Origin of the sequence: Pseudomonas taiwanensis (assembly GCF_013393345.1) — a bacterium.
Classification (GTDB): Bacteria; Pseudomonadota; Gammaproteobacteria; order Pseudomonadales; family Pseudomonadaceae; genus Metapseudomonas; species Metapseudomonas resinovorans_C.
On record NZ_QJRF01000064.1, the window covers coordinates 177,520 to 188,516 of the forward strand.

The following is a 10,997-nucleotide window of genomic DNA, read 5'->3' on the forward strand; positions in this document are numbered from 1 at the left end:
ATTGCACGGACAGCTCCCTCTCCCTCTGGGGCGAAGAGGCACGCTTTCGGAAGCAACGCTTTCGGTGCTGATGAGCGCCAGAGTGCGAAGCAATCTGGCAGGGGCGCAGAGCGGGGTTGGGGTGAGGGAAGGTCGACCGGCTCGGAGCTCATCCATTTCGCAAATGAATTCGCCCCTACAAAGATTCAGGGCTTCTCCAACGCCTTCAGTGCCCCTTCATGCAGCGGAATCGCCAGCCCGCGTCGAGCGTTGGCCTTTGACAGCTGCTCGCCCTGGATACTGCCGGCCGCCAGCCAGTCGTTGTCCGGCGCGAACAGTTGTTGCACCAGTTGTTCAGCCTCGCCCGCACTCAATTGCTCGTCGCACAGCAACAGCGCACTCACCGCAATGGTGGGCACCGGCGCCGTCTGGTTGGGATAGGTCGCGGCGGCCACCTGGGCGGCGAAGGTGCCGGGGCGGTTGGCTTCCAGTTGGCGGATGGCCGACTCATCCAGGGGCAGCAGGCGCAGCTGCATCGCCTCGCTGGCGGCGCGGATGCTGTCGGCGGGGGCGCCAATCACCTGCAGGGTGGCGTCCAGGTTGCCGTCGCGGATGGCGGTCAGGGCCTGTTGCAGGTCCAGGCTGGTGGCTTCGGCCAGGTCCGTCGTGCCGATGCCATGGGCCGCCAGCACGGCGACGGCGGTATCCCGCGAGGCTGAGCCGGGCTGGCCGAGGTTGACCCGCTTGCCGCGCAGGCCCGCCAGATCGTGGATGGGACTGTCACCGCGCACCAGCACATGCACGGGCTCGGGATAGAGGCTCGCCAGGGCGCGCAAGCCGGTATAGGGACCGCCTTCGGTGAAGGGGCCGCTGCCGCTTACCGCCAACTGCGCCATGTCGCTTTGGGACAGGGCCACCACCACGTCACCCCGGCGCAGCATGCGCAGGTTGTCGAGGCCGCCTTCGGTGGTCAGCGGGGTCAGTTGCAGGCCCTTCGGCCGCATCAGGCTGGCCATGGCCTGGGCCAGCCGCGCGTACTGCCCGGACGCCGGGCCGCCCGCCAATGGGTAACCCTTCTGCAGCCGGCTCAGGCGACTCTGGATGTTGTTCAGCGAGCGGCTCAGCTCGTCGGCGATGATGGTGCGCTCTTTCGCCCCGGTGCCGCCGGGTGCCAGGTTCAGCGCGGTGCCGATGGCGGCCACCAGTTGTTCCCGGGTCTGGCCGACGCCGGGCTCGATGGTCTCGGGCGCGGGCGGCGCCTTGAAGCCCTGGGGCACGACAGCCACCCAGCCGCTGTCCGTCTCGCGGTAGATCAGGCTGCCGTGGGCGCTCAGCAGGTCGCCCTGTTTGTTGCCTTCATTGCGGATGCCGGACAGCCCTCGCGGCCCGGCGCCCAGGGCGCTGATCAGGCTGGCGACGCCGGGGGAATCCCAGGAGCCGAAATCCTGGTCGCGCTCCACTTTCAGCGTGCTGTCGAAGTAGATCACCAGGCGTTTCTCGCCTTCTGGCGCGTTGGCGTCGCGGGCTGAACCGCGCCGGCTCAGCTCGGCAAGGCTGAGCACGCCGCTGCCGAAGGCCTGCTTCAGGCGCTGTTGCACTTCAGTTTCGAGCGTCGCCTGGTCGGGACCACGGGAACAGGCGGTGACGGTCAGGGCGAGGAGGGCGATAAGGAGGGCGCGCAGCATGGTCAACCTCCCATTCCCGGCAGTGCGAGAAAGCCCGTGAGTACCAGCGCATTGAGCAGGTCGATCAGGAATGCGCCCACCAGCGGCGCGACGATGAAGGCCTCCGGCGCCGGGCCGTACTTGTGGGCGATGGCCTGCATATTGGCGACGGCGGTGGCCGTGGCGCCAATGGCGAAGCCGCAGAAGGCCGCCGAGAGCACGGCGCTTTCGTAGTCGCGGCCGGTGTAGCGGTAGACCACCCAGGCGCCGTAGACCATGGCCAGGGCCGACTGGGCGATCAGCATCACCAGCAGCGGCCCGGCCACGCTGGCCACGTGGCCCAGGCTCAGCGCCATCATGGTGATCACCAGGAACAGCGACAGGGTGACCGATGCCATCAGGTCGATGGCGCCATCGTTCAGCCGCACGCCCACCACCGGCAGGACGTTGCGGATCAGCACGCCCAGCAGCAGGCACCAGAGAAAGCTCGGCAGGGTCACGGCGCCTTCGCCGAACATCCCCGCCAGGAACTGACCGCCCACCAAAGCCGCCATGGTGGCCGCCAGCACATTGAGGAAGTTGCTCGCGGTAACCGGCGGAGCCATTTCGCCGGTGATCTCGTGGTGCTCGCCGGTGGGGACGTTGCCCGCCAATTGGTGGCGCTTGATCAGCCACTGCGCCAGTGGCCCGCCGATGATGCCGCCGGCCACCAGGCCAAGCGTGGCGGAAGTCATCGACAGCTCCATGATCGCCTGCAGGTTGTTCACCTCGGCGAAGCGCTCGGCGTAGGCCGCCCCGGTGCCATGACCGCCGACCAGGGTGATGGTGCCGCCCACCAGGCCCATCAGCGGGTGCATGTCGAGGCCCCAGGCGACCAGAATGCCGAGAATGTTCTGCAGGAACAGGAAGGGGATCAGGGCGATGACGAACATCAACAGGCGCTTGCCGCCGTGCTTGAGCATGGCCAGGTCTGCCGACAGCCCCACTGCAGAGAAGAATGCCAGCAGCAGGGCGGGTTTCATGGTGGTGTCGAACTCCACGCTGAAGTCGCTGACGGCGCCGGCAATGGCCAGGGCTATGGCGAACAGCAGACCGCCGGTGATGGGTTCGGGGATGTTGTAGCGCGACAGCAAGGGGATCAGGCGGTTGACCAGGCGCCCGAGCAGCAGGGCGAGGGCGGCTAGAAGAAGGGTTTCCAGAGGACTCAGCGTCACGTCGGTGCTTCCTGCCAGGGACTGCCCCGCAACAGCGGGACCACATGCCTGGAGGTCTAGCCAAGGATGGCGGGCTTGTCGACCCGCTCAGAGCCGGGTGTCCAGCGCGTGGGGCCCCTCGGCGAGCTGCTCCTTGAGAAAGTCGATGCAGAGCTTCACCTTGGCCGAACCCGAGGCCCGCGCGGCCGTCACCGCCCAGACATCGGCGCTCTGCTGGTAGGCCGGCAGCACGCGCACCAGCTTGCCGGCGCGGATGCTCGGGGCGGCATCCCAGACCGAAGCCATGATCACCCCGTGGCCCTCGTGGGCCCACTGGCGCACCACATCGCTGTGATTGGAGGCCATGGGGCCGGTGACCTTCACCGTTTCCTCGCCATTCGGACCGGACAGGCGCCAGACGCCGAACCCCAGCTCGCGCTCACGGAACAGCAGGCAGTCGTGTTGCGCGAGGTCCGCCAGGGTGCGCGGCTGCCCGCGTCGCGCCAGGTAGGACGGCGCGGCGCAGAGCATGCGGTAGCTCTCTGCGATCTTGTGGGCGATCAGGTGCGGCTCGTGCACCTCGCCCACACGCAGGTCGATGTCGAAGTTCTCGCCGATCAGGTCCACCCGCCGGTCCAGCAGTTCCAGCCAGACTTCCAGCCCTGGATGGCGCTGGCGCAGCAGCGACAGCACCGGCGACACATAGTCCCGTCCCAGACGCAGACTGGTGGCGATACGCAGCACCCCGCGTGGCTCGCCCTTCAGGCCGGAGAGGGCCTCCACCATGCCTTCCACGTCTTCGAGGATCTTCTGCGCCCAGGCAAAGGCCGCCTCGCCGTCAGCGGTGATGTTCACCCGCCGGGTGGTGCGATTGAACAGCTTGACCCCGAGGGATTCCTCCAGCATGGCGATGCGCTTACTGACATGGGCGGGGGAGATGCCCAGTTCCGTCGCACCGGCCACGAAACTGGAGCGTCGCGCCACGGTGCAGAACAGCAAGAGGTCCCGGAGGAAGGGATCATTATTCGCTAAAAGCGCATTCTGATTTTTCATGGCGGCAGATTATAGATCGATTAGTGAATATTAGTCTTTCGATCGACCCCTCCTCACCGGAACAGATCGAACGACATGAACAGCTTGCGTATCGCCATTGCCGGTGCCGGCCTGATCGGCCAGCGCCACCTTGAACTCATCCAGGCTAACCCTTGCTGCGAACTGGCCGCCGTGGTCGACCCGGCGGCCGCCGTCTCGGAGGTTGCACAGCGTGCCGGTGTGCCGCTGTTTCCCTCGCTGGAGGCATTGTTCGAGTCGGAACGTCCCGACGGCATCGTCCTCGCGACCCCCAACCAGCTGCATGTGGAGCAGGCGCTGGTCTGCCTGCAGGCCGGCGTGCCCGCACTGATCGAGAAGCCCGTGGCCCATACGCTGGAGGAGGGCGAGCGACTGCTGGCAGCAGCGGCGGATTCGAAGGTGCCACTGCTGGTGGGGCACCACCGCGCCCACAGCCCCATCCTCGAGCAGGCGCGCGAGGTCATCCGCCAGGGCCGGCTTGGCCAGGTGGTGGCGGTGATGGGGAGCGCGCTTTTCTACAAGCCGGACGATTACTTCGATGCCGCGCCCTGGCGGCGCCAGGCCGGCGGCGGGCCGGTGCTGATCAACCTGATCCATGAAATCGGCAACCTGCGCTCACTGTGCGGCGAAATCGTTGCCGTGCAGGCGCTGGCCTCCAGCGCCACCCGTGGTTTCCCGGTGGAAGACACGGTGACCATCAGCCTGCGCTTCGCCAGCGGAGCCCTGGGCAGTTTCCTGCTGTCCGACACCGCAGCTTCGGCGCGCAGCTGGGAGCAGACCTCCCGGGAAAACCGCGACTATCCCAGCTACGACGACGAAGACTGCTATCTGATCGCCGGCACCGGTGGTTCCCTGGCCGTGCCGACCATGCGCCTGAAGTGCTACGCGCAGCCGGAGGACCGTTCCTGGTGGAAACCCTTCACCTGCGAAGTGGCCGAGTTGCACCGCGAAGACCCGCTGGCACGGCAGCTGGAGCATTTCTGCCAGGTCATTCGCGGCGAGTCGGAGCCGTTGGTGAGTGTGCGCGATGGCTTGCAGAACCTGCGGGTGGTGGATGCCATCGGCCGGGCGGCAAGGGAGGGTGGCACAGTGGTGGTTGCGCAGTAGGTGGATTGCTTTGTTGTGGGGGAATGGATCGCTTCTTTGTGGGGGCGATTTCAATCGCTGAGGGCGGCGCAGCTGCCCCTTGTGGAGCTGGCATGGCAGACCTGCAGTCTGCTTAGCGAATGAATTCGCCCCCACAGGGGATGGATCGCTTCTTTGTGGGGGCGATTTCAATCGCCAAGGGCGGCGCAGCTGCCCCCTTGTGGAGCTGGCATGGCAGACCTGCAGTCTGCTTAGCGAATGAATTCGCCCCCACAGGGCAGGTCGACCTTCCACTCCCGGTAGGCCTCTTCCATGCACCGCGCACAAGGCCGATACCCCGCCGCCCGCGCCGTCGCCTCATCGAGAAAGAACACCCGCTCCTTCACGTACCCACCCCGCGCGATCGCGCGCAGGGCGACGGGGCAGTCGAGACGGCCGTAGATGCGCGACTTGCGGTGCCCGCCCAGCAGTCCGGGAACAGGGCTGGGATAGGTCTGCCCGTCCGCTCCCAGCAGCGTCCAGGCTTTCACCCCTCGGCCTCGCGCTCCAGCAGGCGGCGCTTGCGCTCCACACCCCAGCGGTAGCCGGAAAGATTGCCATCGCTGCGCACCACACGGTGGCAGGGAATGGCCACCGCCAGGCTGTTGGCTGCGCAGGCCTGGGCCACGGCGCGCACGGCGCGGGGCGAGCCGATGCGTTCGGCGATATCCGCATAGCTGGCGGTGCTGCCGGGCGGGATTTCCCGCAGCGCTTGCCAGACCCGCTCCTGGAAAGCCGTACCGCGCACATCCAGGGGCAGGTCCAGGCCCAGTTGCGGTGCCTCGATGAAGCCGATGACCTTGGCCACCAGTTGCTCGAAGTCGCTGTCGCCGCCGATCAGCTGGGCGCGGGGGAACTTGTCCTGCAGGTCGCGCAGCAGGGCATCCGGATCGTCGCCGAGGAGGATGGCGCAAACGCCGACGTCGCTTTGCGCCACCAGGAAGTGGCCCAGCGAACATTCTCCCAGGGCGAAGCGAATGGCATTGTTCGCGCCTCCGGCCCGGTAGTCGGCCGGCTTCATGCCCAGCACCTGGGCGGAATCGGCATAGAAACGGCTGTTGGAATTGAACCCGGCGTCGTAGATCACCTCGGTCACCGAGGTGTCCGGGCCGAGCTGGTCGCGCACCTTGCGGGCACGCCGGGCGCGGGCGTACGCCTTGGGCGTCAGGCCGGTGACTGCCTTGAACACTCGGTGGAAGTGCGAGGCACTCATGCCCACCGATTCGGCCAGGGCTTCGAGCCCCGGTACTTCCTCGGCGGTTTCGATCTGCCGGCAGGCCGCAGACACCAGCGCCGCATGCTGCTCGGCCAGGTGCGTCATGTCGGCAGCGGCGCGGCGGCTGGGACGGTATCCGGCGGCTTCGGCGGCCTGGGCGCTGTCGAAGAACTCCACGTTCTCCGGGCGCGGCAGGCGCGTGGGGCTGCTGGGGCGGCAGTAGATGCCGGTGGTCTTCACCGCATAGACGAACTGTCGGTCGGCGGCCGGGTCGCGGGCCTGCACGGCGGCCCAGCGTGGGTCCTGTTCGATGGCGGTCCTGGCAGAGGGCTTCATGGCGCTATCCGCTTGTGGTTCGTTCATGGCAGAGAGTATGCGGCCAGCATCGAGCGCGCATCCCGACTCTTGCGGTCGAATTCCTTCACAGCGCGTCATGGAAAATCACCCCCAGCGTGTGACGCAGACCGCTGCGGACCTGGCTGACGCCGTGTCGCAGCCGGACCCTGTGGTAGCCGCGTACGCCCGGCGCCGGCCGGAAGTTGACCGCGAGCAGGACCCCATCGCCAAGGCTCAGCGGCACCACCTGCACGCGCGATTGCATGCGCGGACGCTGCTCGGTAATGACGAACTCGCCGCCTTCGAACGCCTTGCCCGGCTCGGACAGCAGTACCGCCAGCTGCATCGGGAAAACCTGCTCGCCATAGAGGTCCTGGTGCAGGCAGTTGTAGTCGCCGGCGACGTAGCGCAGCAGCAGCGGGGTAGGGCGCGACTGGCCGGCATCGTGGCAGCGCTGGAGGAAGCCGCTGTGCTCGGCAGGGAAGTCTCCATCCAGTCCCAGGCGTTCGTGCCAGAGGTTGGCCAGCGGCGCCAGACGCGGATATAGAACACTGCGCAGGCCCGCCACCAGGGGCGGCAATGGGTAGTCGAAATACTGGTATTCGCCCTGGCCGTAACCATGGCGGGCCATGACGACGCGGGAGCGGAAGCGATCCGGTTGACCGTACAGGGCTGCCAGACCCGTGCACTCCGCTGGTGTCAGTAACTGGCGGATCAGGGCCCAGCCATTCTGGTCGAGGTCCGCTTCGATGGATGGCCAATCCAGGCTGTCGATGGCTTTCATGGCGGGTGCCCCTGTTCGGTGATGGGCGCCGAGATTAGGCGCGCGCAAGCATCGGGGCACTCCGCTGCTTGCGGTCGAATTCGGCGCCTGTCAGGGCCGTGAGTAAACCTTGAACAGGGTCTGGTCCAACTCGCTCGGGATGCCGAAATATTTGCTGTAGAGCGGCAGGATCGCGCCGGAGCGGTAGACCTGGCTCAACGCCGTGTCCACCTGCAGGCGGAAGTCCTCGTCGCCGCGCGCCAGGGCCAGCGACACCGGCTCGAACTCGAAACGCCGGTCCAGCACCATCAGATTGGTATTGGCGGTATCCCGCGCCACCAGACTGCGCAGGATCATCTGGCTGGCGAAGAAGGCGTCCACCTTGCCGTCGGCCACCTGCGCCACGCCTTCCGCCGGGCTGGCGACGGTTTCCAGGTTGACCATCACCTTCATCAGGCGCAGCTTAACCCGCGCCCAATCTTCCACGACCGACCCGCTCTGTACCGCGAAGTTGTGGGCTGCCAGGCCGCGGTTGAGTGTGGCGCGCCAGGTGGGGCCCGTCTCTTCCACTTCGCCGCTGAGCACCTTCACCAGCGCAATCGGTGCATCCTTGCGCAGCACCACGCCAATGCCGGCGGTATACACCGGCAGCGAGAATGCCACGCTCTGGCGGCGTTTCAGGGTTTCCACCATGGGGCTGCAGAGCAGGTCCACGCCGCCGTCACGCACAACGCCGAGGGCTTTCCCCGGCGCCAATGGCACGAAGCGGACCTTGAGTGATGCCAGGCCCGGCTGGGTGCGCAGCTGTTCGGCAATCTTCTGGCACAGGTCGATGGCATAGCCGGAGGCGCCTTCCCCCTCGGCGGAGGAGAAGGGCGGCTGGTCCGGCAGATAGCCGAGGGTGAGGGTGCTGGTGGCGCGAATGCGGTCCAGGGTCTGGGCAGGGGCCAGCACGGGCAGGAGGGCGACCAGCAGCGCCGGGAACCAGCGAATCGAGATTCGGTTCATGGCTGCTCCTCCAGGCCGAGGGCGCGCGTTCGTGCAGCCCGCTCTTCGAGGAAACGGTCAGCAATGTAGCCGAACATCAGGTAGCCCACTGCGGTGACGATCATGCCGCCGAACACCGCCTCGGTCCCGGAGGCGTAGAGCGCATAGAAGCTGTAGGCCATGGCGATGAGCAGCACCACGACGTTACGGTGGTGCGGGTAACCGGTCACCCCGGCTTTCTGCATGATCACCAGCAGCGCCGAGAGCGAGGTGATGTAGGGGATGATGTTGGTCACCGCCGCCAGGTTCACCAGCTTGCCGAACTGCTCCGAGGCATTGGGAGAAATGGTCGACACCGCCATGGCGCTCTGCAGCACGGCGTTGGCCACCAGCCCGGCGATGGGCGCGCCCAGCAGGGTGACCTTGGCGAACAGCGCCGGGAACATGTGCTGGTCGGCGGTGACCTTGGCCGTCTGCGCCAGGGTGAACTGCCAGCCCAGCAGCGACCCGACGCAGGCCATCACCGCCAGGCCCATGATCAGGTCGCCCACCAGCGGGTTGAACATCTTCGCGTAGACGAAGGCGAACGGCGCGCTGGAGTTGGCCAGTTCGGGGTTGGGCACGATGCCCATGATCACTGAGGTGGACAGCACATAAATCACCGCGGCGCCCAGGGTGCCCAGCAGGCAGGCCAGCGGTACGTTGCGCTTGGGGTTTTCCACTGCATCGGAGTTCTGCGCCGCCGATTCCATGCCGAGGAAGGCCCAGAGGGTGAGGGGAATGCTTTGGGTGATGGCGTCGTTGGTGGAGATGCCATTAGGGTTCCAGGCGGCGCGGAAGATGTCGGCGTCGAACCAGAACCAGCCGATAACCGACAGCCCCGCCACCGGGATGATCACGCCCCAGACGGTGATCGAACCGATATGGCCGGTGATCTTCGGTCCGCCGAAGTTGGCCAGGGTAGTCAGCCAGATCAGCGCCACCGCACCGACGAACAACGGAATGGCACCGCTGCCCAGCCAGGGAAAGAACGGTGTGAGGTAACCGACGGCGGAAATCGCGATGGCCACGTTGCCGATGGCCAGCGAGAGGAAATAGAGATAGGAACAGAGGAAGAAGGCCGACTTGCCATGGGCCTCTTCGGTATAGGCCGACATCCCGCCCGAGCGTGCGCAAAAGATGCCGCACTGGGCGAAGCAGTAGGCGATGGCCATGGAACCCACGGCGGTGATGATCCATGACAGCAACGAGATCGCGCCGAGCTGCGCCATGCTGGAGGGCAGCATGATGATGCCCGAACCCATCATGTTGACCGCCACGAGCGTGGTGAGGCCGGTCAGGCCCATTTTCTTGCCGGGAGCTGTCATTTCCGAATCCTTATTGGGAAAACGCTTCCAGAAAGATAGGTGGCGCACGGCGTTGTTGCCGGCACGTGAAGAGTAGAATTCACCTTCCTGCAACATACCGCACAGAGCAGCCCATGCCCCTGCAGCCTGAAGACCTCGCCAGCATCACCTCCGCCACGCTCGACGATTACAACCGCAATGCCGAAGGCTTCCGCGAAGGTACCCGCGACCACGATGTGAGCCAGAATATCGAGGCGCTCTTGCGACATATCAGGGGCAATGCGCCGTTCACCCTCCTCGATTTCGGCTGCGGTCCCGGTCGCGATCTGCAGACCTTCACTCGCCTCGGCCATCACGCCATCGGCCTGGACGGCGCGCAGAGTTTCGTCGCCATGGCCCGCGCCGATTCCGGCTGCGTGGTCTGGCACCAGGACTTCATCGCGCTTGACCTGCCTGCCGAACACTTCGACGGCATCTTCGCCAACGCCAGCCTGTTCCACGTCCCGCGCCAGGAGCTGCCTCGCGTCCTGCTCCAGCTGCACGCCGCGCTGAAGCCCGGCGGCGTGCTCTTCAGCTCCAACCCGCGGGGGCAGAACGACGAAGGCTGGAGCGGCAGCCGCTACGGTTCCTGGCACGATTACGAGAACTGGAAGGTCCTGCTTGAAACGGCGGGTTTCGAGGAGTTGGAGCATTACTACCGCCCCGCAGGACTGCCGCGTGCGCAGCAGCCATGGCTGGCGAGTGTGTGGCGCAAGAGTTAAGACTCGCAGGTTGCGGCTGAGCTCCGCGAAGCCCAACGATCATGGTCACCTCCGCGCGTTGGGCTTCGTACCTCTGCCCAACCTACGGCAGGCCAGCGGCCTGCACAGCGATTGAAATCGCCCCCACAAAAAAACTCAGGTCCCTGCCTGGGTTTCGTAGGTTGTGGCTGAGCTCTGCGAAGCCCAACGCTCACGGTCACGTCCGCGTGTTGGGCTTCGTACCTCTGCCCAACCTACGGCAGGCCAGCGGCCTGCACAGCGATTGAAATCGCCCCCACAAAAAAACTCAGGTCCCTGCCTGGGTTTCGTAGGTTGTGGCTGAGCTCCGCGAAGCCCAACGATCATGGTCACCTCCGCGCGTTGGGCTTCGTTCCTCGGCCCAACCTACGGCAGGCCTGCGGCCTGCTTGGCGAATGAATTCGCCCCCACAAAAAACTCAGGTCCCTGCCTGGGTTTCGTAGGTTGTGGCTGAGCTCTGCGAAGCCCAACGCTCACGGTCACGTCCGCGTGTTGGGCTTCGTACCTCTGCCCAACCTACGGCAGGCCAGCGGCCTGC

At 66.1% G+C, this 10,997-nt stretch carries 10 protein-coding genes; 2 read left to right on the top strand and 8 right to left on the bottom strand.

Annotated features, from left to right (window positions below; translation table 11 throughout):
* Positions 1-185: 185 nt before the first annotated feature.
* From DM872_RS17800 to DM872_RS17810, 3 genes are all read right to left on the bottom strand, one after another.
* Complete coding sequence (locus DM872_RS17800; RefSeq protein WP_179060710.1) at positions 186-1,664, bottom strand: TAXI family TRAP transporter solute-binding subunit; 1,479 nt, start codon at positions 1,662-1,664, stop codon at positions 186-188.
* A gap of 2 nt (positions 1,665-1,666) precedes the next feature.
* Positions 1,667-2,857, bottom strand: a complete 1,191-nt coding sequence (gene gltS, locus DM872_RS17805; RefSeq protein WP_077523602.1) for a sodium/glutamate symporter — start codon at positions 2,855-2,857, stop codon at positions 1,667-1,669.
* Positions 2,858-2,944: 87 nt separating this feature from the next.
* A complete protein-coding gene (locus DM872_RS17810) occupies positions 2,945-3,889 on the bottom strand; it encodes a LysR family transcriptional regulator (RefSeq protein WP_179060711.1) in 945 nt (314 codons plus the stop codon).
* Between the two features lie 75 nt (positions 3,890-3,964).
* Between DM872_RS17810 and DM872_RS17815 the strand changes: the two genes are divergently transcribed.
* Positions 3,965-5,014 carry a Gfo/Idh/MocA family protein gene (locus DM872_RS17815; protein WP_179060712.1) on the top strand — a complete coding sequence of 350 codons (1,050 nt, stop codon included), beginning with the start codon at positions 3,965-3,967 and terminating at the stop codon, positions 5,012-5,014.
* Between the two features lie 230 nt (positions 5,015-5,244).
* On the opposite strand, the gene DM872_RS17820 is transcribed toward DM872_RS17815, so the two are convergent.
* The 5 genes from DM872_RS17820 to potE all read right to left on the bottom strand — a co-directional run bounded on the left by DM872_RS17820 (position 5,245) and on the right by potE (position 9,701).
* Positions 5,245-5,523, bottom strand: coding sequence for an Ada metal-binding domain-containing protein (locus tag DM872_RS17820; RefSeq protein ID WP_179060713.1), 279 nt, complete (start codon positions 5,521-5,523; stop codon positions 5,245-5,247).
* On the bottom strand, positions 5,520-6,584 hold the full coding sequence (gene ada / locus DM872_RS17825; RefSeq protein WP_179060714.1) for a bifunctional DNA-binding transcriptional regulator/O6-methylguanine-DNA methyltransferase Ada: 1,065 nt from the start codon (positions 6,582-6,584) through the stop codon (positions 5,520-5,522). The genes DM872_RS17820 and ada overlap by 4 nt, the downstream gene beginning before the upstream one ends.
* An 85-nt stretch (positions 6,585-6,669) precedes the next feature.
* Positions 6,670-7,368: a 2OG-Fe(II) oxygenase gene (locus DM872_RS17830; protein ID WP_179060715.1), complete on the bottom strand. Its 699-nt coding sequence runs from the start codon at positions 7,366-7,368 to the stop codon at positions 6,670-6,672.
* Between the two features lie 90 nt (positions 7,369-7,458).
* Positions 7,459-8,355, bottom strand: coding sequence for an amino acid ABC transporter substrate-binding protein (locus DM872_RS17835; RefSeq protein WP_179060716.1), 897 nt, complete (start codon positions 8,353-8,355; stop codon positions 7,459-7,461).
* Positions 8,352-9,701 (bottom strand): putrescine-ornithine antiporter, encoded by a 1,350-nt coding sequence (gene potE, locus DM872_RS17840; protein WP_179060717.1) that lies wholly within the window; start codon positions 9,699-9,701, stop codon positions 8,352-8,354. Before potE ends, DM872_RS17835 begins: the two co-directional genes overlap by 4 nt.
* A gap of 113 nt (positions 9,702-9,814) precedes the next feature.
* On the opposite strand from potE, the gene DM872_RS17845 reads away from it, so the two are divergent.
* Positions 9,815-10,441 carry a class I SAM-dependent methyltransferase gene (locus DM872_RS17845; RefSeq protein ID WP_179060718.1) on the top strand — a complete coding sequence of 209 codons (627 nt, stop codon included), beginning with the start codon at positions 9,815-9,817 and terminating at the stop codon, positions 10,439-10,441.
* Positions 10,442-10,997: the final 556 nt, after the last annotated feature.

What these genes read in the sequence shown, in the direction of transcription:
- ada (WP_179060714.1), bottom strand. Translation starts at nt 6,584, where the DNA reads ATGAAGCCCTCTGCCAGGACCGCCATCGAACAGGACCCACGCTGGGCC.
- DM872_RS17835 (WP_179060716.1), bottom strand. Translation starts at nt 8,355, where the DNA reads ATGAACCGAATCTCGATTCGCTGGTTCCCGGCGCTGCTGGTCGCCCTC.
- DM872_RS17810 (WP_179060711.1), bottom strand. Translation starts at nt 3,889, where the DNA reads ATGAAAAATCAGAATGCGCTTTTAGCGAATAATGATCCCTTCCTCCGG.
- DM872_RS17845 (WP_179060718.1), top strand. Translation starts at nt 9,815, where the DNA reads ATGCCCCTGCAGCCTGAAGACCTCGCCAGCATCACCTCCGCCACGCTC.
- DM872_RS17800 (WP_179060710.1), bottom strand. Translation starts at nt 1,664, where the DNA reads ATGCTGCGCGCCCTCCTTATCGCCCTCCTCGCCCTGACCGTCACCGCC.
- DM872_RS17830 (WP_179060715.1), bottom strand. Translation starts at nt 7,368, where the DNA reads ATGAAAGCCATCGACAGCCTGGATTGGCCATCCATCGAAGCGGACCTC.
- potE (WP_179060717.1), bottom strand. Translation starts at nt 9,701, where the DNA reads ATGACAGCTCCCGGCAAGAAAATGGGCCTGACCGGCCTCACCACGCTC.
- DM872_RS17815 (WP_179060712.1), top strand. Translation starts at nt 3,965, where the DNA reads ATGAACAGCTTGCGTATCGCCATTGCCGGTGCCGGCCTGATCGGCCAG.